The 26,641-nt window shown below is 31.9% G+C and carries 22 protein-coding genes and 1 other annotated feature; of the genes, 15 read left to right on the top strand and 7 right to left on the bottom strand.

The annotated features are described in order from the left end of the window. Nucleotides 1–31: 31 nt before the first annotated feature. The gene (locus J3477_RS06725; RefSeq protein ID WP_206868905.1) at nucleotides 32–1,012 is read right to left on the bottom strand and encodes a DNRLRE domain-containing protein; all 981 of its coding nucleotides are present in this window, start codon (nucleotides 1,010–1,012) and stop codon (nucleotides 32–34) included. A gap of 528 nt (nucleotides 1,013–1,540) precedes the next feature. Here J3477_RS06725 and J3477_RS06720 point away from each other — a divergent pair. The 4 genes from J3477_RS06720 to J3477_RS06705 all read left to right on the top strand — a co-directional run bounded on the left by J3477_RS06720 (nucleotide 1,541) and on the right by J3477_RS06705 (nucleotide 6,659). Then, nucleotides 1,541–2,407, top strand: a complete 867-nt coding sequence (locus tag J3477_RS06720) for a DMT family transporter (protein ID WP_206868904.1) — start codon at nucleotides 1,541–1,543, stop codon at nucleotides 2,405–2,407. A 163-nt stretch (nucleotides 2,408–2,570) separates the two neighbouring features. Continuing rightward, nucleotides 2,571–2,828: a binding site (T-box leader), on the top strand. 139 nt (nucleotides 2,829–2,967) lie between these two features. Then, nucleotides 2,968–4,737 (top strand): alanine--tRNA ligase, encoded by a 1,770-nt coding sequence (locus J3477_RS06715; RefSeq protein WP_206868903.1) that lies wholly within the window; start codon nucleotides 2,968–2,970, stop codon nucleotides 4,735–4,737. 361 nt (nucleotides 4,738–5,098) lie between these two features. Next, nucleotides 5,099–5,623, top strand: coding sequence for an RNA polymerase sigma factor (locus J3477_RS06710; RefSeq protein ID WP_206868901.1), 525 nt, complete (start codon nucleotides 5,099–5,101; stop codon nucleotides 5,621–5,623). A 1-nt stretch (nucleotide 5,624) separates the two neighbouring features. After that, nucleotides 5,625–6,659, top strand: a complete 1,035-nt coding sequence (locus J3477_RS06705) for a DUF4179 domain-containing protein (protein WP_206868900.1) — start codon at nucleotides 5,625–5,627, stop codon at nucleotides 6,657–6,659. Between the two features lie 240 nt (nucleotides 6,660–6,899). Here the strand turns inward: J3477_RS06705 and J3477_RS06700 are convergent, their stop codons facing one another. After that, on the bottom strand, nucleotides 6,900–7,439 hold the full coding sequence (locus J3477_RS06700; RefSeq protein ID WP_206868899.1) for a MarR family transcriptional regulator: 540 nt from the start codon (nucleotides 7,437–7,439) through the stop codon (nucleotides 6,900–6,902). 240 nt (nucleotides 7,440–7,679) lie between these two features. Between J3477_RS06700 and J3477_RS06695 the strand changes: the two genes are divergently transcribed. Next, complete coding sequence (locus J3477_RS06695) at nucleotides 7,680–8,489, top strand: EFR1 family ferrodoxin (protein WP_206868898.1); 810 nt, start codon at nucleotides 7,680–7,682, stop codon at nucleotides 8,487–8,489. Here the strand turns inward: J3477_RS06695 and J3477_RS06690 are convergent. Together J3477_RS06690 and J3477_RS06685 are read right to left on the bottom strand one after the other, a co-directional pair. Then, nucleotides 8,463–9,284, bottom strand: coding sequence for a Cof-type HAD-IIB family hydrolase (locus J3477_RS06690; protein WP_228731227.1), 822 nt, complete (start codon nucleotides 9,282–9,284; stop codon nucleotides 8,463–8,465). The two genes, J3477_RS06695 and J3477_RS06690, sit on opposite strands and share 27 nt — an antisense overlap. Before the next feature lie 177 nt (nucleotides 9,285–9,461). Further along, entirely contained in the window at nucleotides 9,462–10,349 is an 888-nt protein-coding gene (locus tag J3477_RS06685; RefSeq protein ID WP_206868897.1) for a helix-turn-helix transcriptional regulator, read from the bottom strand. 378 nt (nucleotides 10,350–10,727) lie between these two features. Between J3477_RS06685 and J3477_RS06680 the strand changes: the two genes are divergently transcribed. The 5 genes from J3477_RS06680 (at nucleotide 10,728) to J3477_RS06660 (ending at nucleotide 14,881) form a co-directional block, all read left to right on the top strand. Continuing rightward, on the top strand, nucleotides 10,728–11,174 hold the full coding sequence (locus J3477_RS06680; RefSeq protein WP_206868896.1) for a GNAT family N-acetyltransferase: 447 nt from the start codon (nucleotides 10,728–10,730) through the stop codon (nucleotides 11,172–11,174). Nucleotides 11,175–11,204: 30 nt separating this feature from the next. Beyond that, complete coding sequence (locus J3477_RS06675) at nucleotides 11,205–12,092, top strand: PHP domain-containing protein (RefSeq protein WP_206868895.1); 888 nt, start codon at nucleotides 11,205–11,207, stop codon at nucleotides 12,090–12,092. 134 nt (nucleotides 12,093–12,226) lie between these two features. Beyond that, complete coding sequence (locus J3477_RS06670) at nucleotides 12,227–12,841, top strand: sugar O-acetyltransferase (RefSeq protein ID WP_206868894.1); 615 nt, start codon at nucleotides 12,227–12,229, stop codon at nucleotides 12,839–12,841. A gap of 254 nt (nucleotides 12,842–13,095) precedes the next feature. Continuing rightward, the gene (locus J3477_RS06665) at nucleotides 13,096–13,770 is read left to right on the top strand and encodes a hypothetical protein (RefSeq protein ID WP_206868893.1); all 675 of its coding nucleotides are present in this window, start codon (nucleotides 13,096–13,098) and stop codon (nucleotides 13,768–13,770) included. Nucleotides 13,771–14,104: 334 nt separating this feature from the next. Beyond that, complete coding sequence (locus J3477_RS06660) at nucleotides 14,105–14,881, top strand: SDR family NAD(P)-dependent oxidoreductase (RefSeq protein ID WP_206868891.1); 777 nt, start codon at nucleotides 14,105–14,107, stop codon at nucleotides 14,879–14,881. Nucleotides 14,882–15,014: 133 nt separating this feature from the next. On the opposite strand, the gene J3477_RS06655 is transcribed toward J3477_RS06660, so the two are convergent. The 3 genes from J3477_RS06655 to J3477_RS06645 form a co-directional block, all read right to left on the bottom strand. Beyond that, nucleotides 15,015–15,521 (bottom strand): hypothetical protein, encoded by a 507-nt coding sequence (locus tag J3477_RS06655; protein WP_206868890.1) that lies wholly within the window; start codon nucleotides 15,519–15,521, stop codon nucleotides 15,015–15,017. A 262-nt stretch (nucleotides 15,522–15,783) separates the two neighbouring features. Continuing rightward, nucleotides 15,784–17,391: a xylulokinase gene (locus tag J3477_RS06650; RefSeq protein WP_206868889.1), complete on the bottom strand. Its 1,608-nt coding sequence runs from the start codon at nucleotides 17,389–17,391 to the stop codon at nucleotides 15,784–15,786. Between the two features lie 899 nt (nucleotides 17,392–18,290). Next, a complete protein-coding gene (locus tag J3477_RS06645) occupies nucleotides 18,291–19,658 on the bottom strand; it encodes a metallophosphoesterase (protein WP_206868888.1) in 1,368 nt (455 codons plus the stop codon). Nucleotides 19,659–20,032: 374 nt separating this feature from the next. Between J3477_RS06645 and J3477_RS26100 the strand changes: the two genes are divergently transcribed. The 5 genes from J3477_RS26100 (at nucleotide 20,033) to J3477_RS06625 (ending at nucleotide 26,583) form a co-directional block, all read left to right on the top strand. Next, nucleotides 20,033–20,602, top strand: a complete 570-nt coding sequence (locus J3477_RS26100; RefSeq protein ID WP_228731226.1) for a hypothetical protein — start codon at nucleotides 20,033–20,035, stop codon at nucleotides 20,600–20,602. Between the two features lie 6 nt (nucleotides 20,603–20,608). Further along, nucleotides 20,609–20,935 carry a phosphodiester glycosidase family protein gene (locus tag J3477_RS26095; protein WP_228731225.1) on the top strand — a complete coding sequence of 109 codons (327 nt, stop codon included), beginning with the start codon at nucleotides 20,609–20,611 and terminating at the stop codon, nucleotides 20,933–20,935. Further along, nucleotides 20,886–21,167, top strand: a complete 282-nt coding sequence (locus J3477_RS06635; RefSeq protein WP_206868887.1) for a hypothetical protein — start codon at nucleotides 20,886–20,888, stop codon at nucleotides 21,165–21,167. Before J3477_RS26095 ends, J3477_RS06635 begins: the two co-directional genes overlap by 50 nt. 625 nt (nucleotides 21,168–21,792) lie before the next feature. Continuing rightward, nucleotides 21,793–24,456 (top strand): DEAD/DEAH box helicase, encoded by a 2,664-nt coding sequence (locus tag J3477_RS06630; RefSeq protein WP_206868886.1) that lies wholly within the window; start codon nucleotides 21,793–21,795, stop codon nucleotides 24,454–24,456. Nucleotides 24,457–24,465: 9 nt separating this feature from the next. After that, nucleotides 24,466–26,583, top strand: a complete 2,118-nt coding sequence (locus J3477_RS06625) for an ATP-dependent helicase (RefSeq protein ID WP_206868885.1) — start codon at nucleotides 24,466–24,468, stop codon at nucleotides 26,581–26,583. Nucleotides 26,584–26,641: the final 58 nt, after the last annotated feature.

Raw genomic sequence — 26,641 nt, 5'->3', positions numbered from 1 at the left:
GACTTATAAAAGAAAATATATACACTACTAATTAAGAAACTAAAGAAGAAAATTGAATGATCTCTACAATTATTGGGGTGCCTTCGTAAATTGTGGTGCCTTCTGTATTTAAAGTCAATGCATTTGAAGTTATACTGTATATTTGTCCTATTTGTAATATTCCGTTTATGAATAGGTTAGTATAGCTATTAGGACCAAGCCCTGAAAAAGATGAAATAGGATTTCCAGAATCATCTTTGAAGGAGTTAGCCGGAATGATTATTGGATCTGGTGAAGACAAATCTGATTCCGCAATATAATAATATCTATTGGCTGAAGGGATAATGGTTATTTGTGGGAGTGGTCCGGTAGGACCAGTGACTCCGGTCGCGCCAGTAGTTCCAGTAGGACCGGTAACTCCAGTCACACCAGTAAAACCAGTAGCTCCAGTAGGGCCAGTGACTCCAGTCGCACCAGTAGCTCCAGTTGCGCCAGTAATTCCTCCAGCACTTGATGATATATAGTTAACAATTAACTTTGGTGCTAAGGTACTAATAGAAAACTCATTGCTATAAAAACCTAATAATCCACTGAAAATATCTTCACTAATTAATTCAAGTCCATAATTTATGAAATTACCATTTATCCATCCTATAACTAATTCTGTAACATCAATATCAATATAATTATTTAATGAATCATTTGAGACATAATAACTGATGGATGTTTTAGAAATTCTTGGTTGGGTATCGTAGGTAACTGTATCGGCACTAAAACTATCAGTAACTCGATAGATATTAACCTTTTGAATTCTAAGTCCATCTTTTCTGTAGACGTAGAGTCGAAGATATGCATTTGTTAATATATCTCCAACTGTTATCTGTGGAGTATTAAAGATTAGTAAACTTCTATAGATATGCTTGGTATAGATAGATTTCCCAACCAATAAAGCACCAATGTTTCCAAAGTTAGTATCAGGATGTGAATTAGTAATAAAAGTATCCCCGGTTGGTATTTGTTCGATCACCGGCATTTTAAATCATCCTCTCAAAAGATTAATATATATTAAATTTTATATTATACAATCAAATAATTATAAAATTTCTCTATTGTATGATATGTGGAACTTGCTAGTTTTGTTCAAATTTCTAAATGATTTTAGATACAGATATGCGAATAAGTGGATGTGGTAAATCAACAAATTCTTTTGAATTCATAAAAAGAAACACTGACATGAAATATATGATTTTAGTTCCTATAAAGTTTACTGAGGTATGAAGAGAGTGTATATTTATTATTTCTGAGTTCACTCATAAAATAAACCTTTTAAATGTTCTTTGATTATTAAAGGCTATCTTGATACTTAACCTACATTATGATAATTTATTAAAGGCGGCATAACTCAATTTTTAATTTAGATTATGTTTACGAGTATTGTTGAAATTAATTCTTTGCGTAAGCTCATTAAAGCGTTGGATGATTAACCAATTAATTTCAACACGGTTCTTTAACTGAGTCAAAAGCAATGTGAAATTATCTTATAGAAAGTAGGTTTATACTTATGAAACTTGGCTACATTACTTCTATACTTTCAGCCATTTTATTCGGACTTGCAGGGGTTCTTATTAAGCTTATATTCTCTTTTAATATAGACTCTATTGATCTTATAATATTACAATATACATTTGTTGTGATTTTACTGTTTATCCCGTTATCAATATTTAATATTAAAATATTAAAAGTAGGGAAGACAGATTTTTTAAGGCTTATGGTACTTGGTGTATTGGGGGACTGCTTTATGACAGTGTTTTATTATAAGTCCTTTTACTATCTTCCAGTAGGGATAGCTACAGTACTCTTATATACATCACCGATTTTTATTTATTTATATTCGGTATTTTTTGAAAAGAATAAGTTTACTATTAAGAGCTTTATTTTACTTATTGCAATATTTATTGGTTGTTCAATGGTTATTGGAATTTTACCTTTTTCATATTCAACTACAGGCATAATTTACGGCGTTTTAGCAGCTGCATGTTTTGGTTTTATGAATGTATATTCCTCTAAAAAGCTTAAGGATATTAATTCAATAAGTCTAACCTTTTATTCTATGCTATTCTCTTTGATTTTTCTTTGTATATATAGATTGCCTACTAAGGGCTTAGAATTAAATCTGCCGATAAAGGTTTATATTTATATAATGATATTGTCTTTGTTATGTGCTTTTTTACCACTGATGTTATTTTATTATTCTATAAAACGTATTGGATCTTTTAATACTTCTGTCATTGGTAACTTAGAGGTACCTACAGCTATCCTATCTGGGTTTCTTATATTTAATGAGGAAATAGGAGTGATTCAATTAATAGGTACTATGATAATATTACTGGGTGTGTACAATATAGAAAAACACAGTGCCATTGAATAGATATATATCATATCCTTATATTAAGGTCTATTGTTGAAACGGAGCTTAAATATAATAAGAGTTTAATAAAGATAATATATAAGAGGAACTGTTTCCTTTATTAATTTAGGCTTATATGTTGACATTAGTTTCCTGTTGTGGTAACTTTAATACAACTTAAAATTCAAAGGCTATGATGAGAAGTAGTAAATATAAGCTGAAGTTACAGAGAGAAGAGGTTGGTGGAAGTCTTCACGAAAGCTATATTGAAGCAGTCTCTGAGCTATGGACCGAAAAGAGAGATCTTAGTAGGCTTCTTCGGATTTTCTACCGTTAAAAAGAAACTTGTATCAGGTGACATTTTGAGCACCTCGTACTTGCAGAGTGCAGAGTTAATCTCTGAATTTAGGTGGTAACACGGATTGTATAGTTCGCCCTAAGCTGAAAGTTTATTCAGCTTAGGGCTTTTTTACTTTATAAGAAATTATAAAACATTCAAGTTAGCTAAAGCCAGATGTTTCAATGGCCTTAGAAGTTTTATATGGCTATATTTTTCATTTTTAGTGTAAAGGAGAATTAAAATGAAGGCAAATGAATTAAGAAAGATGTATGTAGAGTTTTTTGAAAAGAGAGGGCATAAAGAAATAAATTCAGCATCTTTGCTTCCTGACAATGATCCAAGTGTACTTTTTACTACAGCAGGAATGCATCCCCTTGTTCCGTACTTGTTAGGAGAAAAACACCCACAAGGAAAGCGGCTAGTAGACATTCAAAAATGTGTTCGAACCTGTGACATAGATGAGGTAGGAGATGATACCCATTTAACCTTTTTTGAGATGCTTGGCAACTGGTCTCTAGGAGATTATTTTAAGGAAGAGTCTATTACAATGAGCTATTTATTTCTTACAGAGTATTTAAATATACCTGTAGAAAGACTTGCAGTCACTGTATTTGAAGGTAATTCTCTAGTGCCGAGAGATACAGAATCAGCAGAGATATGGATTAGAAATGGACTTAAGAAAGAACAGATTTATTTTTATGGTAGAGATGAGAATTGGTGGGGGCCAGCTGGAAAAACTGGGCCATGTGGTCCTGATACAGAAATCTTCTATGATATGGGCAAAGAAAAATGTGGAGAAAATTGTGGACCTGCATGTAGTTGTGGAAAGTATGTGGAGATATGGAATAATGTTTTCATGGAATACAATAAAAATGAAGACGGAACTTATTCTGAGCTTCTACAGAAGAATGTAGATACTGGAATGGGATTAGAGCGTGTACTAACGATTTTTAACGGTTATAAGAATGTATATGAAACCGAATTATTTCAACCTATTATAGAAAAGATAGAAAGTCTTACAGGTGTAAATTATACAGAAGAAAATAAGAATACCTTTCGTATAATCAGTGATCATATGAGAGCATCAACTTTTATCTTAGGAGATCCAAAGGGAGTAACACCATCAAATTCTGAACAAGGATATATACTAAGAAGACTTATAAGGCGTACCATCAGGTTAGTAAAAAAACTTGGAGTAAATAGCAATATTATTTGCAGTATTGCTGAAGTAATTATTGAAAATTATGGGGAGATATATTCTGAATTAGTCAAAAACAAAAGTTTTGTTTTAGAGCAACTTGAAAAGGAATATCTATTATTCTCAAAAACTCTAGATAGCGGTTTGAAGATGGCTGAGAGATATTTTTCTAAATTAGAAGAGGGCAATAGCTTAAGTGGAGATTTAGCTTTTAAATTATATGATACCTTTGGATTTCCAATTGAATTTACTGTTGAACTTGCCTCAGAACGAAAGATAAATGTAGATATACCTGTTTTTGAAGAAAAATTTAGAGAACATCAAGAAAAGTCTAGAAAAGGTGCAGCTGAGAAGTTTAAAGGAGGGCTTGCAGACAACAGCGAGAGGACGACTAAGCTTCATACAGCTACTCATTTATTAAATGCTGCTCTTCGAAAGGTGCTAGGAAACACTGTATACCAAAGGGGAAGCAATATTAACTCAGAAAGACTGAGATTTGATTTTTCCTTTGACAGAAAGCTCACTAAGGACGAGTTAGAACAGGTAGAAAAAATAGTAAATGAAGCTATAGAAAAAGGAATAGATGTTATGTGTACCGAAGAAACCTTAGAAGAAGCAAAGGCAGAAGAAGCAATTGGAGTTTTTGAGAGTAAGTATGGTGAGATTGTAAAAGTATATGCTATTCCTGGATACTCCAAAGAGATATGCGGAGGACCACATGCTTCAAATACAGAAGAGCTAAAGAGTTTCAAAATATTGAAGGAAGAAAGTTCATCTTCTGGGGTAAGAAGAATTAAGGCTACTATAGGATAATGAAATCCAGATTAGCATGTATATATACTTTTTATAATAACGGGTATGGATATTAAAACGACACATGTAATCCCTTTGTACCGTAATCAGATTTACGTGCAAGGCACTACATGTGTCGTTTATTTGAATTAATTATTTACTATTTAATTTTTAGATTAGCAGGTAATATATTATATTTTCGAAAAAATCAAGCTAATCAGTAGATAAGAGTTTTGAAAATATTGTAGGATTAAAAGTGTATCTTAAAAAATTATAAGTTTGTAAATAAATATATGCAACTAATTTTATGGTAGGTTTGTCTAATATATGTATGGAAAATTCAGTATGCGCATATTGATATATATCTTCATGGGAGGAATTTATGGAGAAATTGATATTAAAAGCACAAAAGGGTGATAGTGAAGCCTTTATTGAAGCTATTAATTATATCTTGCCTCAGCTTTATAAAATAGCTAAAACTAGATTAAATTCTGAGGAAGATATAGGTGATGCTATTCAAGATACAATTATCAGTGCTTTTGAGAATATAAGCACTTTAAAGAATCTAGAGTTTTTTAAAACTTGGGTAGTTAGAATATTGATAAATAAATGTAATGATATTTATAAGAAGAATAACAAGGTAGTTTATCTGGAAACGCTAGATAATTGTTCTGAAATTCACTGCTCAAGCAATGATGCGGCTATAGATAAGATAGATATTCAAGATGCAATTAAGCATTTGTCCAAAGATTATCAAAATACAATTAACTTATATTATGGCAGTGGTTTTACTACTAAAGAGATTGGACAAATCCTCAATGAAAGTGAAGGCACTATTAAATCAAGACTTTCAAGAGCTAGAAATATTCTTAAAAATTATTTGTTGAATTATAGGGAGGTAAGATAAAATGGATGACTTCTTAGATAATCAGATAAAGATATTATTAAATGAAGATGAAGGTATTCCAGAAGGAGTAATGAATAAAATTAATACTTCCTTTGAAATCATAAGAGAAAAAGAAAGGTCGGCTAAAGCAAAGAAAAATAGAGTAAGGAGAAGATTTTCAGCAGTTGCTGCAGTTCTTTTGCTTATTGTAGGAATATCTTCATATAAGCCAGTTTTTGCTGCAGTTAAGGGATTTTTATTCGGAGCTGGTGACAGAGGATTACAAAGAGCTGTTGACAATAACTACATGCAAAAGCTTTCAAACATATATACTGAAGCTGATTCCATACGGATTGAAGCTACAGATATAGTTGTGGACTCAAGTAAACTTGCTATTAATATAAAGTTAAACTTTAAAGATGCTAGTATTATAAAAGACAAGGATAATATAATGTTTGCCTTTAATTTAAAAGATGAAAAGGGAAATATAATAATAGATGATGGAGGTGGTATAGTAAAAGGCTGGATGCAAATGCCAGATTTAAGCAGAAAAGAATTTGGAGAAGCTGTAGTTTCTATAGTAATGGATTCGTCAGAAGCAAAGATTCCTAAGAGCAAGAATTTATTGTTAGAAGTTCGTAGAATCTATTTAGAGAAGAACAATGAATTGGAGAAGAGGATTAATGGAAGTTGGCAATTAAATATACCTTTGGAAGCAACCTTTGTGAATAGTAAAACTATTAAATATGAACCTTTAGATAATAACAGTAGATTAGAGGTAATAAGCGCTGAAGCTTTTCCTACAGGAATGGTAGTTAAATTCAGAGCTAAAAATAATGGACAGGAACAGTTAGTAAATAAGGCGAAACTAATTGGAAGTAATGATAAAAAATATACAATAGCTGGTTCGGCTTCAATGGAGGATCTACCAGAAAGCAAGGCTCTTGTAATTATGAACTTTGATGCAACTTCTTTTGATGATTTAGATGAGCTAAAACTTAAGGTAGAAAACTTGGATGGCAAGGATGAAGTTGTTACTTTAAGAAAGGTGAAATAAGCTTGTTATTATACAGGAATTGGTAGTTATAATTAAAATATAACATTAGTGAAAAAGACTGCAAAAATAATAAAAATCATGTAAGGTTATTACCAAGATTACAGAAGAAAATTGTAACTATCATTATAAAAGTCATGAGTTTGATGTTGATGATTATAACGAGTAATTTCATCTAGTATAAAAGATTTAAGAGCTGATGATTTTCTGAAAAATAAGATGTTCATATTGGACATCTTATTTTTAGTGAGTATCTTCGTTTGCCCATGTTACCTCTTGAAAATCTTTAAGGAAACGAATAAGAAACTGTAACTCAGTATGATCGTATTTTTTCAAGAAACTGTTGATTCCTGAGTCAATTTGTTTATGCAAAGCTTCATGTAGTTCAAAAAGTTCTTTACCTAGAGGAGTTATATAAAAATTGCTCTCTTTTTTATTATTAGGCAATGGCGTCTTGATAATAAGCTTTTTTGAAATAAGTTTTTTTATGATTTTAGACACAGTGCCTTTAGGAATGGCAGTTTCTTTAGAAATAGTTATGCTGTTTACTGGTTCAAATCGACCGATTGCATCTAATACATGCAGTCCTATACCTGAAATTTCTTGAAGAATTTCGGCATTTACTGTACTGTTGCAATTTTCTAACAACCACTTTTTCTCATCATCTTCTTCTGAAGCATGTCGTGCTACTGTATTTGAAAACTGCATTCTTATCTCTTTTATAAGCTTTTCTTTATTTTCATTGCTATTTAAATCTTTATAATTATCAGATAAGTTACTCATGTTAAATCTCCTTGGTAGTTGGATTTATGGAAAGAAAAATATTTAGAGTTCTTATATTTATTTGTAAGTTCATATTTTTCAATATGAATTTTTTGATTAAACAATACAATTATATATTATAACATAAAAATGTCATTAGTTTCGTGGAAACTATATTGACAAAATTAAGGTGAATCGCTATTATTGTTTCTAGGAAACTATTTTTAAAATTGACTACGATTAATGAAAGGAATAATTTTTATGAATACAATAATATACTACTTTACTGGTACAGGCAACAGTTTGAAGGTCTCAAAAGATTTATCTCAATACCTTGATAATTCAGAATTGATACAAATCAGACAAGAAGGTTTATCACATCAGTTATTTGCTGATGCAGATACTATTGGTTTTGTAGTACCAACAATTTTTAGTGGAATACCTAAGCTAGTAGATCAATTTATAAAACAGTTAGAGTTTAGAAAAAAATCACCATATATATTTGTTATTTCTACCCATGGAGATCCTAACGGTATTGGGATTGTATTTGAACAAATCGAGAAACTATTAGCAGAAAAAGGGCTTTGTTTAGCTTCATGTTTTGATATAAGAATGCCTCATAACGTGCCAGAAAAAGACCATTTAACAACTAATGAGGAGAAAAAGCGACTTTTTCAAGAAGAAACTACTAAAATTCCTATTATTGCAGAGAGTATTAAAAGAGGTGAATTGATTCAACATAAACATAAAAAAATTAAAAGTATTTTTGAACGTATGATTTATAATACTACATATAAATCTACCATTAGCAATTCTTTTGATAAAGGCTTTTATGCTGATGAAAAATGTATAAACTGTACAACTTGTAATAAGATTTGCCCAGCTCAAAATATTGAAATGAGAGATGGAAAGCCAATGTGGAAACAACATAATTGTCAATTGTGTTTTGGGTGTTTACAATGGTGTCCTAAAGAAGCTATTCAGTACAAGAAAAGAACAGTGGGAATAGAGCGTTATCATCATCCGGAAATAAAAGCAAAGGAATTATTCTATGATCCCATGTTCTTCTAAAAAAACAGCAATACCATCGTTGTCATTATCAGCAGTAACAAAATCGGCAACGGATTTAGATTTTTCGCTTCCATTGGCCATAACTACACCAATACCTGCATTTTCTATCATATCGGCATCATTATCTGCATCTCCGAAAACAAGGAGATCGCCCAAGGTAAGTCCGTGCAAATTCATGACTTCTTTAAGACCATTTGTTTTGGTTACTCTTGGGTCCATATATTCATAGAGAATGCTTGCAGTTTTTAGGCTTGCACATTTATAATTTGGATTACTAAAAGTCTTGCTGCGTTCTATTACCTTGTCCATATATTCTGGATTACAAATGATCATAATTTTGCCCTGTGGAGTCTTTAGAAGCTCATGGAAATCTACAATTTCATAAGGCAGTTTATCTAGCTTTGATAGTAATTTTATATATTCATCATCTTTGTAGCCAATCAAAATTCCATCCTTAGGTATACAGAAGTTTAAATCCATATGTTCATAATGCTTAATGATTTCCCAAATCAATTCTCCATCAAGCGGAAAACTGGACTTTTGTATCCCAAGAGACATATCATCAATTTCACTACCACCCATTCCTACAATGCAGTCTACAAGGCCTTCGATATTCCATTCTTTCAATAAGTTTTGGCAAGATACCGCATCTCTGCCTGTTGAAAGACCAAAAAGAATTCCTTTTTCTCTAACTTTTTTAATTGCGGTTACTGTCTTTTCTGTTACATAACCTTCGTTGCATAGAAGTGTTCCATCTACATCAACCATAATTGCTTTAAATTGATCTATCACCATATTATTACCCCCATTTCAAATTATTTAATTTGTTTCTTAATATATATGATAATTAAGCTTTTACTATTTATAAATTTTTGTTTGTACTAATAATGCTGTAATTATAGTCTGAAAAAAATGTTTAAGCTATAAGATTGTTCTATAAAAATATAACAATAGTATTTTTATAAATTAAATTCAAATAAGCTTCTTTTTTCTATATTGCATTGGTGTAAAACCAAAATTTTTATGGAATATTTCAGTAAAATAGCTGGAACCGTTAAAGCCGCACTGAAGAGCTACTTCAGTAACTGAAAGTGAAGGGATATATAAAAGTTCGATACTTTTTTCTAATCGATATTCTGTCAGATAAGAAATTGGGGTCTTATGTAAAATTAATTGAAAAATGTCACAACAACTACTACGGCATACATTTCCAGCGGCAGAGATCTCCTTTAGAGATATTTTTCTCTGATAATTCTTCTGTATAAAACCTATCATGTTATGCATAGCTTCTAATTTTTTATTATCAGTGTTTTCATTAGTTGAGATATTGTTTTTCATATCTTGGTGAAGCCTATAACATAAGGAATGAAGGAGGCTCATAAGCTGTAGCTCAAAACCATCTTGTTCGTCTTCACATAATTTATATATTTGTTCTAGAATGTCCATTAAATTTCTTTGCCAAGATATTTCTTGAGTCAATATAAAAAAAGGATGTGAAGTATCTGAACATATTGGAAGTACATAAGCATCTCTAATTCTTTCAATTGTAGAAATAAGATAAGGGTGTATCAGTATGCAGATAAAATTACAGTCAGAACCATCTGCAGAAAAACCGTAATGCATCTGTTCGGAATTTACAAAAATACACTGACCCTCTTGTATTTCATATACTTTTCCGTTTACGCAATAAGACATTTTTCCTTTTAAAACTAGTGTGAATTCCCAATCCTTATGCCAATGATTTGCAGCAGCCATATTTGGATAGTCTGAAAGTAAGGCTTGCTTTGCACGAATAGGAAAGTCAGTGAAATTATATGAAACAATTTCTGAATTATCACTTAATAATTGTATTTCTAACATAGATTTTCCTCCAAACGTTATAAGTTCTTAGGACGTGTTTGAAAATATGGACTGTTCATTTAAACCTAATTAGTATATCTTTAAAAGTTATATATCAATTTTAACTCATTACCTTAATATAAATCTATATACGATTGTTATAAAAATTAAAACTATTTTTATATAATTATCATAAATTACAGAATATTATTATATTGTAAGTTAAATATGAAAAGAAATGAAAGAGTTTTGCTTGGGAGGTAGATTATTATTAAAAATAATAATATAAATATAAGAAAATATCGACATGATGATAAACCATATCTAAGGAGTATATGTAAGGAAACTGCATGGGATGAATATAAGATAAATGATAATAAACTTGAGGGTGTATGTGTTATGTTTAATGATTATTTCACAGAACAGGAGCCTGAACATATATGGGTGGCAGTTGATAAAGATGATAAACCTATAGGATATGTAATCTGCAATACGGATTATATTAGGTATAAACAATTGATGTATCAAATATATTACCCAAGACTTAAGGAGTTATCACCAGAAGATATTGAGTTTTTTGAAAGCTTCTTATTTGATTTAGATAAAGTTGCATATAATCATCCAGCACACTTTCATATTGATATACTACCTGGACATCAGAGGGAGGGGATTGGTCACAAGCTATTAGACGCATTAGGAAAACAACTTATAAGTGAAGAGTTTGAAACCATGATGCTATACGCAAGTTCTAGAAATTCTGTGGGATACTATTTTTATTTAAAATATGGATTTAAAGAAATTTATAATTATAAAAAAGATGCAGTAGCGTTGGCGTATTATTTATAAAATAAACTTATGAAAAAGGAGATAGAGAAGATGAGTTATATAGATTTGCATATGCATTCTTGTTATAGCGATGATGGAGAGTTTAAGCCTCAGAGACTAGTGGATTTTTGCTTAGATAAAAACATAAGATATTTTTCAATTGCAGACCATAACTCTGTAAGAGCGATAAAAGAAGCAAAAGAGTATTGCATTGGTAAAGCTATTGAAATTATTCCTGCCATAGAACTGGATTGTACTATTGATAAGGTCAATTTACATGTTTTAGGGTATGGGATAGATTATAGTAAAAAAGTATTTAATGAAATTGAAGAGAACATTATTAACCAAGAGCAAATTGCTTCAAAAGAGCGCATGAGGTTAGTTAGAGCGCTAGGCATAGACTTTTCAGATGAAATTATTAGTTCTTTATCAAGGAATGGAGTAGTTAATGGTGAGATGATTGCTGAAGCTGCTATGATATTTGATAAGGACCATGAAAATCAGTTACTTATGCCTTATTATGAAAATGGATCTAGGAGTGATAATCCATATGTGAATTTTTATTGGGATTATTGTGCACAAGGTAAGCCTGCTTATGTTGAAGTAAAGTTCATAAGCTTGAAAGAAGCAGTTAAGATCATTAAGGAAAGTGGAGGAATACCAGTTTTAGCTCACCCTGGAAATAATGTTAAGGAAAACGCAAAGCTATTAGAAGACATAATTGGATGTGGAATTAAGGGTATAGAAGTTTATAGCAGCTATCATAATAAAGAACAAGTAGCTTTTTATAAAGAATTTGCAATAAAACATAAATTGCTTTTAACTTGTGGAAGTGATTTTCACGGAAAAACTAAACCTAGTATATCTTTAGGTGGAACGGAATGTAATCACAATGAAGATAGGATAATATCAGAATTAAAGGCTAGTATAAATTTGTAAATAGATACAAAAGGAAATTGCATAATAACAGTAGAATAATGGATAAAGAGCTGTGTGAATGCGAAGTAGAGCTCATTGTTAAATTACATGTTACTAAAAATAATAGTTTACTTATAGAAAAGGAGAATTGAGAAATGAATCAAAAGGAAAGAATGTTAGCAGGGTTGCCATATAAAGCTTGGTTAGATGGACTTTCAGAAGAAAGAATGGAAAATAAACTAAAAATACATGAGTACAATTTATTAAGTCCAGATAAGAAAGATAAAATAGAGGAATTAATTAAAGATATATTGGGAAAAACCGGTGATAACATTGTTGTAGAGCAACCGTTCCACTGCGATTATGGTAAAAATATTGAAGTTGGCAATAATTTTTTTGCTAATTATAATTTAACAATATTGGACGTTGGTAAGGTGATAATCGGTAAAAATGCACAGTTTGCACCCAATGTTTCTCTGTATACAGCAGGGCATCCAATACATCCTGATTCACGAAATTCTGGATATGAATATGGGGTTGGTATAACAATCGGAGATAATGTTTGGCTTGGTGGAAGTGTTGTTGTGAACCCTGGAGTTCATATCGGCAATAATGTTGTTATTGGTTCTGGGAGTGTGGTAACAAAGGATATACCTGATAATGTTATCGCTGTAGGAAATCCATGTAAGGTTATTCGTGAGATTACAGAAGAAGATCGTAAGTATTATTATAAAAACTATGAGTTTGATGTTGAGGATTATAACGAGTAAGTTCAACTAATATAAAAAAATTAATAATTGAGAGTTAAAAAATAAGATGTTCATAATGAGCGTCTTATTTTTATCTAGATAAAGCTTATAAAGAAGTTCATATAAAAATGAATGATTGTAAAGTTGACATAATAGTAAAATATTGTTATTGTAGTTAAAGAGAAATATTTTGTAAAATTTTAACAGAAATCATTTCGATATGGGAAATTTATTTTCTGTATTATTTGAGTATATAAAGTGAGGAGAAAAATAAAATGAATAAAAATATTATAAAAACAAGAGCGATTATTTCTATTCTGATTTGCATGATGACTTTTACTGTTTATGGATGTAGTGCAAAAACTTCAAAAAATAGCACTTCTTCTAATAGTGGTACAAGCCAAGATAATAAGGCTGCAGAAACGAAAGTAGATAATACAACAGATACTAAAGCTGATAATACAACTGACTCTAAAGCAAATACTACAGCAGACACTAAAGTAAATGCACCAACAACACCTAAAGTAAATACCACCACAGGAACTAGTGATGCAGAAGATTTAATTAAAGTTCCTGATAAGATAGTGTATTATAATAAAGGAAAACAAACAGTTATAGATAAAAAGAACAAGAAGTTTGATAAGATAGTAAAGCTAGTAAAAGCAAGAGTTACCAGTGCAAATGATATTTATAAAACTTCTATAAGCAGTAAAGATATAGAAAAACAGGAAAAAAGCAATAATGTTGTAGAATTTATATATACCAGTAAGATAACTATGAACTGGAAGTATGGGAAAGACAATAAGTCTGATTGTAAATTAGTATACAACTCTATAGTATTTCCGTTAGATGGTCAAAATAGCAAGATGGCTATTTTCACTCCTACTTCAGCTGGCCCAATAGGACCATTGAAGGATGCAAAAGAATTATTAAATTATATTAAAAGTTAGAAGATTCCTTTAAAAGGGTAAATTTGAATATATTATCCTAATATGCATCCGTGAAGACAGATAAGCAAAAAGCCGCTAAAGAATGTCACTTTAGTGGCTTTTGCACTGTAATTTATATTTTTTCATCTTATATTCCTTTTCTCCAGGATCATTGCCCACATCTATTTAGAATAAGATTTAAATAATCCATTTTATCCATGGCGGAATTATTAAGCTGGAGTTTTTTGGATTGCAATTTCTTTCCTGTGTTATTAGAATAAGACTTAACAGTTACTTTCGTTGAGTATGCATTATTAGAATGTAGAACAAATTAGTTTAAGAAGAGGTGTTAGAAATGTTAAAAGACAAAATAGTTTTTATAAGTGGCGCTAGTAGCGGTATAGGTGAGGCTGCGGCAATAAGATTTGCAAAAGAAGGAGCGATTCTTGTTCTTTGTGCAAGAGATCTAGAGAAGCTTGATAATTTAAAAAATCAATTAGTGAAAGAGTATAAAGCTGAGGTTCACACATATAAGCTAGATGTTCGCGATAAAAAGGCTATTGATAGTGTTTTTGAAAGTATGCCTGAAAACTTAAGAAATATAGATATATTGGTTAATAACGCAGGTCTTGCTCAAGGTCTTGAAAAGGTTCATGAAGAAAGCGTTGATGATTTTGATGTTATGATAGACACTAATATCAAAGGTCTTCTGTATCTTACAAGAAAAGTAGTTCCGATAATGATTGAAAATGGAAGAGGCCATGTAATTAATATCGGATCTACAGCTGGAATAGTTGCATATCCAGGAGGAACTGTTTACTGTGCTACAAAGGCTGCAGTAAAGTTTATCAGTGACGGTTTGAGAATGGATGTGGTTGACACACCTATAAAAGTAACAAATATACAACCTGGTATGGTAGAGACAAACTTTAGTGTTATAAGATTCCATGGAGATCAGGAAAAAGCAGATGCTGTTTATCAAGGAATTGAACCATTAACAGCAGAAGATATAGCAGACGTAATACTATATACTGCCTCTGTGCCTGCACATGTGCAAATATGTGAAGTGACGGTAACGCCAACTCATCAAGCTACAGCTGGCGTGGTTCACAAAGAGAAAGTATCAAAATAGTTTAGTGATTTATTATACGATTAAAATGTAAGAGCTACTTAATTAGTAATAAAGTAATTGCTAATTAAGTAGCTCTTTAATCAAGTTTCGATAATTTAAATTTGAATAGTAAGTGATAAATCCATGTTTCAATTTATATTGTAATAATACGGGAAGTGCCTATGACTTGCCCACAAGCGTTTAAGGCATTTACCTGTATATATTTAGATGGAGTATCAACTTTAATTGCTGTTTCAAATCCAGTGCTAGGAGTACTATTATTTACTACTAATAAGCAATTAGGTGATGGACCAGTTAATACCTGCCAAGCAGTAGTTTCTGTAGAGCCGTTCCATGAAGCAAAAACTATTACAGAGTTAGAATCCTCTTTTGCTACAACTGTAGGGGGATAAAGGGGCAAGCCTATCCATTCATTTTTAAAAGCGCGATAAGAAATATTTTCATTAGGAAACTGCATATCATATAAAAAATTTAATGAAGGATCGTCCACAGTATTTCCTTTGTATGAGGATTCAGATAAATAAGGTTGCTGTCCCCATCCTATAAACTGATTTCCATTTGTTAGTTTTTGCATGTTTCCTTGACTTGGAACATATAGTAGCTTGTCATTATAGTAAGTGTTAGTTGCATGAGCTATCATGTTTTTGAAATCAAGCTTATGAAATTAATTTATGTTTTGACATCTTTCGGAGAGCTTAAGGGGAATTAAATGAATATCTAAAAAATGGAATATTTGCACAAAGCATAGTATTTTGAGGATTTTAAATTACATAGCAAAAGCACCACAAAATCGAGTTTTGTGATGCCTTTAGTTAATGATTAAAATATACCATTGATTTTAAAGTGAATTACACATTTATTCGGAAGTAAAGCAAGCTTAACTTGCTAAATAGATCAATAAGCTATTTAAGGTTATCAACAGCAGCTCTTTCGATAGTAAGTCCATTGGTGTAACGCTTCATGAACTCATCAAAGCCTTTTACATCCTTCGCATCTGGATACATCTTTGTAACCACTTCTCCTGCAAATACTTTCTGTGATAAATAATCATCTAGGGTCTCATTTTCAGTCTTGTTAAGCATATAGGCAGCAAGTACCGCAATTCCCCATGCTCCACCTTCTCCAGCGGTTTCCATTACAGATACAGGAGCATTAATAGCAGCAGCCATAATCTTTTGTCCAACTCCCTTAGTCTTAAACAATCCACCGTGACCAAGCATCTCCTCAACCTTAACACCTTCTTCTTTAAGAAGAATATCTAGGCCAGTCTTTAGTGCACCTAAAGAAGTAAATAGATGTACACGCATGAAGTTGGATAAATTAAATTTACTTTCTGGAGTACGTACAAATAATGGACGGCCTTCTTCAAAATTAGTTATATGTTCACCTGAGAAATAGTTATAAGCAAGCAAACCGCCACAATCTGCATCACCTTCAAGAGCTTTGTTATATAAGGTTGCAAATAGCTTATCCATGTTAACTTCCATACCCATTGCCTCAGAATACTCTTTAAATAATCCAACCCAGGCATTAAGATCAGAGGTGCAGTTGTTACAGTGAACCATAGCTACTAGGTTACCTGTAGGAGTTGTAACTAAATCTATCTCCTCATATGCCTTTGTTAAATCTTTCTCCAGTACAATCATTGCAAAGACAGAAGTTCCTGCTGAGACATTACCAGTACGTTGTGCGATGCTGTTAGTGGCAACCATACCTGTTCCAGCGTCACCTTCTGGAGGACAAAGTGGAATGCCTGGTTTTAAGTTTCCAGTAACATCTAGAAGCCTTGCGCCTTCTTCAGTAAGAACACCAGCATTTTCACCAGCTAATAAAACTTTTGGGAAGATATCTGTAAATTTCCATGAGAATTTTTTATGAGCAATTAATTCATCGAACTGTTCAACCATTTTTCCATTGTAGTTTTTAGTTTCTATATCAATAGGGAACATTCCAGAAGCTTCTCCGATACCTATAACCTTTTCACCTGTCAGCTTCCAATGTACATATCCTTCTAAGGTTGTTTGGAAATCTATATCAGACACATGTTCTTCGCCATTTAATATGGCTTGATAAAGATGAGCGATACTCCATCTTTGAGGAATATGGTAGTTGAAAACTTTAGTCAATTCTTCTGAAGCTTTTTCAGTAATAGTGTTACGCCATGTACGGAAAGGTACTAAAAGTTCTCCTTCTTTGTTGAAAACCATGTAACCATGCATCATAGCACTAAAACCTATTGCACCAATAGTTTGAAGAGGCACACCGTATTTTTCTTTTACGTTGTTAGCCATGTTTTGATAACTTTCCTGTATGCCTGTCCAAACTTCGTCTAGGCTGTATGTCCATATATTGTTTATATAGCTGTTTTCCCAGTCATGACTACCAGAAGCTATAGGTGTATTATTTTCACCAAGTAGAACTGCTTTAATTCTAGTAGAACCAAGTTCAATGCCAAGTACTGTTTTTCCGTTGATAATGGAATTTTTAATATCATTTTTTGTAATACTCAATTTTTATTCCTCCATTAAAATATTGTAATAATAATATTTAAATAATCATTATTGAAAACTTATTGATGGTTACATTTATTAAATAAATGTTTAAATCGTATACATAATGTACGTACAATTACAATCGAAATCTTAAAATTAAGTAGCTATTCATACAATGTTTTAATGAACTTACGCAAACAATTAATATGACAAAATCATATTCCACCGATGCACCACTTCATAATAGATTTTATATTTTCAAATCCTCTGCTCAGAACCCAGCAGAGTTTTGAAAATAGTTTAATGATTGAAGTGTTGCATCTTTGGCTAAAACTGTAAACTCACTACGTTCTAACAGTATAGTTTTTACTCTTTATTAAGCATTCTTTTTTGTAGATATCTCATAATCTAGTAATCTAATAGTTACTTATAGTAGGAAACGCTGATTTGTATTGTTGTAATAAAATAACATTCATACAAAACAAGTTTTTTGTACGTACAATTTATAGTGTTATTGTACTATTAAAAAAACATTTAATCAATATGATTTTAGGAAGAATTAAAATTTTTAATTTGTTAAGAGCATTGTCCAATGATGATGAGTGTGAGTAACTTTTACTATTTATACAATGCTGCCATAGGTCAGCAGTTAAATATAAATGGTCCAAGCTTTCTTTATTTTTGTAATTAGAGAGCGGAGTTACCTAGGTGCAACAGAAAGTGGATGAACTAAGATCAATCCAATAATCCACTCCCTAAATTTATTGGATTATCAAGACCAGATAAAAATCTAGTTGATAGGTTGGCTAGTTTTTCTGAAGAATCTTCAAAGTCAATCTTTACCCATAAAGAAAGAAGTGAGCAAATAGTGGAAGCAATAAATCCTAATACATACACTTCTAGCTTAAGCAACTTTTTTATTTGCTTTTAGAAACCTTATTATGAAGTTTAATGTATAAATTATTATCATCAGTATCTTTATCACTTGATATGCTTTGAACATAATTCTTAAAGAAACCTTCTGCTGAATTAGTCAAAAGTTTAAATCCTTCGGAGTTTATGACATCCTTAGAATTCAAATTTTCAGTTCCTGCAAAATATCTTAGATTTAAGGTTTTCATCGTTGCAGACATTAATCTTATCTCATCATCCGAGTAGTTATCTGTTACAGTAAAGTGTTTAGAAATCATATTATAAGCAAAATTACCAAAATAGTCTTCTGAATACTTGGTAAAATTATTAAGTTTTTCATCTACTATCCCGTTGCTTTTTGCCCAATCTTCTACATCTACTTTAGTAGTATTATAAGTATAACTGTCATCTTGAGCAGAATACTTAAGTATTCCGTATTGATGAGGATATGTGGCCAATGAATTTGTGGCGATATCGTACAGTTCAGGTTTGTCCTTATTATCAGAAGCGATGTCCTGAATGTGGATATGCCCGCTTAGAACTAGATTCAAATTATCCTCTTTAAAGTTTTTAAGAACTACCTCGTTGTTATCTATGGTAAACCCTTTACGTACAATCTCACTGTGATCCAGGATATTGTGGTGCATTACAGTTATTATATTTGCTCCTTTTTCTTTAGCTAAGTCACTACATTTCTTTATCCAGGTTAAGGTTTTGGAAGATAGTTCACCACCTAACTGAGGAGCTCCTGAACCTATATTGCTCTTATATTTATTAGTATCAAGCATGAGAAGCCAGACGTCTTTGCTTGGAGTAGCAAGATAACTTAGGGAGTCATCATCCTTTGAAATTGCTTCATCATAACCGAAATCAGAATATATTTCACTGAAATCTTTAGCAGTTATATAGTCTGTAACATACTGATTATCTCCTTTGAAGCCTCGAGCATAAGGATTTAAGATGTCATGATTTCCAGGAATAACATATACTGAAGTGCCGCTTTCCTCGATAGCTTTGAGTTTTTTTGCTAAATCTAGATGGCTTTGCTTTTCTCCGTTGGAGGTAAGATCGCCGCTAATTATAAGTATATCTGGTTTTTTATCTTTAATATTTGAAACAAATGCCTCAGTTATTGGCTCTATTTCTTCAAGCTCTTTACCATCTCCTGAAGCAACAAATTTTTGAAAGGCTACTCCATTGTCTGTAAGGCTCTTGGATAAGTAATGCAAATCCGTAGTTATATAGAAATTTATATCCTTGCCAGGTTTTATCCTATAATCTTTTTTTAGGTTTATAGATGAACTACTGCAGCCAGCTAAAATGAAAATACCAGCGGTTAAAATTATTAATTTACATACTTTTGAGATATTCATATACTCGCCATCCTTGATTAAGATATTTTTATATTGTTTTTTACACTGATCTATTCACTTTAAGAGCATCAAATATAGTGCTTGAAGATGCTTGTCTATCAAGATACCGTGGATTCATTATATAGTCGCAGAAAGGAAAAATCAAATGAAATTTAATTACATTTAAGTTTCATTTAAGCTTTAAAATATATTATTTATACATGATAGTAATTGTGCTTTGAAACGCAGTAAGGTGAATAACTTATTAGATAATAATGAGTTTAAAAGAAACAAGGCAATTATAATTTACAAGGTAATATAAGAAGTTGTATTTTATGCGAAGTTATGAAGAGTAAAATTATTACTTATTACATCAAGAAAGGATGAATTGAAAAATGAAAAAAATTTTATCAAAACCTTATAGATGGGCTGGTATTTTTTCTGTTTTATTTACAGCCGCAGTTACGTTTACTTTGATGGAGACTTTTGTGTTGACTAAATCTATGGCAAAAGTTACAACAACATCATCTGTTGTAAGTCAAAGCACAACATCTAAATCAGCACAAGCAGCTACCCAATCAAATTCGACCGTTACTGATAATTCATATCAAGATGAAAATATTAAAATTACAATTGATACAGTTCGCAAAGATAACACAACTATGTATGTGGCAGATATTCAGGTATCAGATGTTTCGTACTTAAAAACAGCACTAGCTAATGATACTTATGGGAGAAATATTAAGGCTACAACTTCAGAAATGGCAGCAGGAAAGAACGCTATCTTCGCAATAAATGGAGATTATTATGGTTTCAGAGATACTGGCTACGTATTGCGAAATGGTACTGCATATAGAACTACAGCTGGTGAAAATGAAGGGCTCGTTATAGATAAGGAAGGAAATTTATCAGTGGTTTCAGAAGATACTGTAAGTTTACAGTCTTTAAGTGATAAAGGAGCATGACAGGTATTGTCCTTTGGACCTGGCCTTGTAGAAAATGGTCAAATTACTGTGGATAGTTCAAGTGAAGTGGGCCAATCTATGAGTAGCAACCCAAGAACTGCCATTGGGCAGATTTCAAAGCTGCATTATATTGTAATAGTATCTGATGGACGTACAAGCGAGAGTGCTGGACTTTCCCTTCTTCAACTTGCTGAAGAGTTTAAGGAAAGAGGATGCACTACAGCTTATAACCTGGATGGAGGTGGATCATCTACAATGTATTTTAACGGTAGCAATGACTTGGATGTTTTTATACCCACTGATTGGAGGAACTTTATTCTATTTCGCAATTAATGGATTTGCAAACAAGATTAGTAGATTTAGTGGTTATAGATTAACTTGTAATTTATACAATTCTGGTATAGCAACCTTGACCTTTGGCAGTTTTTTAAAGGGAGTTATTCAGATAGCAGGGGCAAGCTCGCCATACATAGTGTTTTATTATGTAGTGGGAAGTCTGTTCGTTGCAGCAGGTTTGATTTTGATGCTAGTGATGGTTGCAAATCAGAAGAGAGTTAATATATAAAAAGTAATACTAAAACTTTTATTGATCAGGTGCATTTAAGCCGTCTACGCATATTTATCTACGGCTTTATCTTTAATATAAATTCCTATAGAATAAAAAAATCATAGTTATAAATGATGAAGATTTATTTGATTAACGGACAAGATCCCGCGGCAGAAATGTCGTGGAATTTTGTAAGATAAAATGTTAGGATCATTGCCATTAAAAAAAGTAGTAAACTAATTAATATTCCAACCGCAGACGACTTTTTTTGATTTTCTGAATTAATGTTATTATTTAGATTTGTAATTTATGCAACTCCTTCTTAGTATTTAGGTGTAGTTAAAGCACTGTGTTGAAATTAATTGGTTAATCGTCTTTAATACGCCTGCGCAATAAATTTATAATGCTTTAATGGTAATTGAGGATCTATACAGAATATGTTAATGAACTGAGATGTAATTATGCACGCTTTGGGCTATAATTAATATGAATAACTTCGATATGAAGAAACTTGCAATTTATAGAGTTCCTAGCTCAACTATTAATTTATACATGTCCGAAAATCCCCAGAAGCCGGGATTTTCGAACAAATATAAATTAAGTTTCGACATAGGAACTCTTTAGTAGAACAGGAGCAACTTTAATGAAGATAGATGATTTAATCATATACAATAAGACAATGCCAAAAAGAGATGCAAAGTATGAGGACTTTCCAAGTAATTTATCACAGGAACTCTGTGGGTATCTTTCTGAAAAAGGAATTGATAAATTATATTGTCATCAAGCAGAGATGTTTGAAAAAGCAATGGATAGAAATAATGTTGTAATAACCACATCTACTGCTAGTGGAAAGACTCTTAGTTTTTTACTTCCGGTTATTCAGGAAATTCTAGCTAACCCACTTGCAAGAGCAATTTTTATATATCCTACAAAAGCATTGGCAAGTGATCAATATCGTGCCATTTTACCTTACTTAGAATATTTCGGAGAAAATAGGATTTCAGCAGGTGTTTATGATGGAGATACAACTGTAAATGAAAGAAGCAGAATCAGAAAAAATGCCAACATTATCTTAACAAACCCGGAGATGATAAATGCCGCATTTTTACCGAATCACAGTAAGTTTGGATTCGATTTTATATTTTCTAATCTTAAGTATGTGGTAATTGATGAACTACATACCTATAGAGGTGCTTTTGGTTCGCACCTAGGAAATGTTTTTAGAAGACTAGGAAGAGTATGCAGATATTATAATTCATCACCGCAATATCTATGTAGTTCGGCAACCATAGCTAATCCTGTTGAACTGGCAGAAGAAATCTGCGGACAAAAATTTATTAGAGTAGACAAGGATGGTTCGCCAGCTGCAAAAAGGAGGTTCATGCTTGTACAACCTCCTAAGATTATGGGTAAGGATAAAAAATATTATGGGCAGGTTCAAACAACAACAGTTGCTGCTGATTTAATACCTGATTTAGTAGAAGCTGATAACAGTTTTATTGCTTTTGCAAAGTCAAGAAGAAACGTGGAAGTCGTATTAAAGGAATCAAGAGATAAATTAGAAGTGGAGAACTTTTTTGGAGCATCCTTAGCAGATAAGATATCAGGATATAGGGGTGGTTATACCCCATTAGAGCGTAAAGAAATTGAAAACAAAATGATCACTGGAGTTTTACGAGGATTAATCTCTACCAACGCCTTAGAATTAGGTATAGATATTGGTAAGATTGATACCACAGTGCTTGTTGGATATCCAGGAACAAGAGCATCTTTTTGGCAGCAGACAGGAAGAGCAGGTAGAAGTGGAAAAGAAAGCTCCAATTATTTAATTCTTGATAGTCTGCCTTTTGATCAGTATATAGCAATTAATCCAGATTGGCTTTTTGAAAGTGGAAGTGAAAATGCAGTAATTGATAAAAATAATCTTCTGATTGAATTAGCACACATACGTGCTGCAGCAGCTGAAATACCATTAACTTTGGATGATATCTCGATTTTCCCTGATCTTGGAGAAACAATTCCTGTTTTAATAAGAGCAAAGGAGTTGACAAATCAGAGTGGAAAGTTTGCATGGAACGGTAATTCCTTTCCAGCAGGAGATTTTAGTTTAAGAAACATTGATAAGTTTCGATACAAACTCATTAATAAAGAGAATAATAAAGAAATTACTGAAATGGATGAAATGCAGGCCTTCCGTGAGATTCATAATGGGGCGATTTACATGCATGATGGAATTCAGTATCAGGTTATCAAGCTTGATTTGGAAAGTAAAACTGCATTCTGCATACCTTTTAACGGAAACTATTATACAATGCCAGGAGCTAATACAGATATCAGGATTATTCAAGGCAGTAAAGATACAGATTATAACCGTGTTAAGATTACTTTTGGTGATGTAAATGTTAATGAAGTTGTGTATATGTATAAAAAATTGCAGTTCCACAATCATCAAAATTTAGGTTTTGAGCATTTAGAAAAACCATTATCTAAAGATTTTGATACTGAAAGTACTTGGATAAGGATTCCGGACAATGTGGTTACGGTATATAGAAGATTGCTTCAGGAGAGTCAAAATGGCATGATCATAAGAAACAATCATTTTGAAGGTTTGTGCTACGCTATTAAAAATGCAGCAATGATGTCTACTATGACAGAACAGGAAGACATGGGAGTTGTAATGTCAAATAACGCAACAGAAATAAGTGGAAATTTTAATGAAGAAGTATATATGTTTGTTTATGATAAATATATAGGGGGCCTCGGGTATGCGGAAAAAGTATTTGATTTAACTACACAGATTATAGAAGCTGCAATTAAACTGGTAGGTGGATGTGTCTGTGAAGGTGGTTGTGCTGCATGCATAGGTGATTATAAATTGGATAAAGCCATGGTTCTATGGGGGTTAAAGAATTTATTAGAGGAAATTGAAGCTCCAAAGGGCACTAAGCTTATTGAATACGCTCCATCAACATTTATTAATAAACAATTTAGATTTAATGAGCTTGGAGAAAAATGGCAAGAATTCTGTGAATATATGCAGGGAAATGGAGATTCATTTGCAAAGTTTTTAAGTACAATTACTGAGGTAGAGATAGATAATCGCACTTTAACTTTAGTTTTGCAGAATGCTTTTTATAAAGAATGGGCAATGGAAGAAACTAATAGGAAAAGTATAATAAATATTATATCTTTTCACACAGATGCTCCGTCAGGACTCCAATTAAAAGTAAGACTTGAAGACACCGCTGATGATAGAAGCAATATAAAAAATAAATTACAAAGAAGATATGAAGATCTTGTGGAATAGGAGGACTACATGCATTACCAAAAAGAAATTGAGAGATTAAATGAATATCAAAAAGAAGCGGTTTTAGATGAAAGTGATGCATGTGTTGTAAATGCAAACGTAGGTAGTGGTAAAACAACAGTGCTAATTTCAAAGATTGTATATCTTCACTATGCCAAAAACATCAGTTATAAAGATATGATTGTATTGACCTTTACTAATAAAGCGGCTAATGAAATCAAAGAAAGATTACTTGCTTTAGATCGCAGTATACAATTAGAAGAATTAAAGGGGTTTGGAACTTTTCATAGTGTTGCACTTCATTTGCTTAAAGATAGATTATCTGTGGAGAAAAAAGGATATACAAAGGATTTTTTAGTAATAGAGCCTGAAGAAGAGTTAGATATTGCCATGGAAATCATACATGAAGAAAAACTGACAATTAAGTATAAAAATAGGCTGAAAAAACGACTGGAACAGGCAAGTGCTGTAGAGAGAGAAGAGGAAAAGGTTTCTAAGTATAATGATGATATATTTAAGTTAGTTCAGCTGCTAAGAGAAGGGAAAATAAAACAAAATAAAATGTCCTTTTCAGATATATTGGAAAATGTAAATCTTTTATTGGAGGATAACATAGTATCTCCAAAGTGGATTATTATTGATGAGGTTCAAGACAGTGACAAACAGCAGCTTGAGTTTATTGATAGATTAAAAAGTTCGGATGCTAAATTATTTGCAGTTGGTGACCCTAATCAGGTTATTTATAGCTGGCGAGGAAGTACATTAAATGTATTTTATACATTAAAACATAAATATAAAGCTAAGGAACTGTCTCTTCCAATTAATTACCGCTCCAGTAGTTCTATTTTAGAAGCAGCTAGGTGTTTTTTACTAGACGGAAGTGAATTAAAAGGAATGCGTGAACCTGGAAGTAAGATTATAGTGAAAAAGCAGTATAATCCATTTAATGAAGCTTGTTATCTTGTTGATAAAATTAAGGAAATACATAAATCAGGTGTAAGGTATAGTGATATTGCGATTTTTTATCGGTTGCAGAATCAATCTCAGGTTTTTGAAGATGTGTTTTTGAAAAATGAAATTCCTTATGAAGTATCTATGAAGAAAAATATACGTGATATTCCTGTGCTTAATTGGATGATTAAACTCTTACGGTTTTCTATGAATCCAAATGATTTTTCATCTGTAGTGCATGTTCTTAGTAATAAAGATTATGGTGAACGAATAAAGGAAGCTGTTGCGAGAAAGATAGTGAGAGAGCAAAACATAGAAAAATCAGAGCTATATATGAAAATGTATCAGTTTCTTAAGGAATGTTCTGAAATAACCAAAGCTAAAGAAATATATGACTATTTTGAATTAGATAAATATATAAGACCAACTTCCGCTACTTACAAAGAGGATAAAGAATCTATTTGTACTTTGCTTGATATTATTATGGAATACGTGAAAGAAAAGCAAATGAAATTTCTTGATGGGCTTAGGGATTTTGTAAACTCTTCTGCCTTATATGGTGTTAATATACTGAAGAAGGATATAAGTAGTGATACAGATTCAATTAAGCTTATGACCTTACATGCTTCTAAGGGGTTAGAGTTTTCGCATGTATTTATTACAGGTGTAAATTACGGATTGATTCCATTGAATACAAGAGATATGGAAGAAGAAGAGGAGATGAGGCTATTTTTTGTTGGTATGACGAGAGCAAAGGATTATCTAGAGCTTTCCTATTATACAAATCCTGATTATCAAAGGGTAGCCTCGGGGGAAAGTAGATATATTCACATGATACCAACCAAGCTCATAGAGAGTGATGAGGTTAAAAGCTCTAATGTTAATTTACAAGAGCTAAAAAAGCAGATTCAAGAAGCAAGAAATGAATACAAGGAAGAAACAGTAACAACAAAAGTAGTGGTTGGAGAAGTAAATATCGCAACTGAACCAGAAATTGAGGTGGCAGTTGAAATAGATAATGAAATAGTAGCGGAAGTATCCATAAAACTGGTTCGTCATAAAAAATATGGAACAGGAAAAGTTCTTAAAGAAGATGATATGATGATTGAAGTGGATTTTGAGAATTACGGAATAAAAGAATTTATAAAAGCTTTTAGTGAACTTGAATTTTTATAAATATGTTTAGCGATGTTAAAGCACCGTGTTGAAATAAAGTGGTTATACATCCGATGCT

It is taken from the genome of Clostridium zeae (genome assembly GCF_017312485.1).
Taxonomy (GTDB): Bacteria; Bacillota; Clostridia; order Clostridiales; family Clostridiaceae; genus Clostridium_AR; species Clostridium_AR zeae.
Note: the sequence above shows the minus strand (reverse complement) of the source record. Positions and strands in the feature narration are given on the sequence as shown.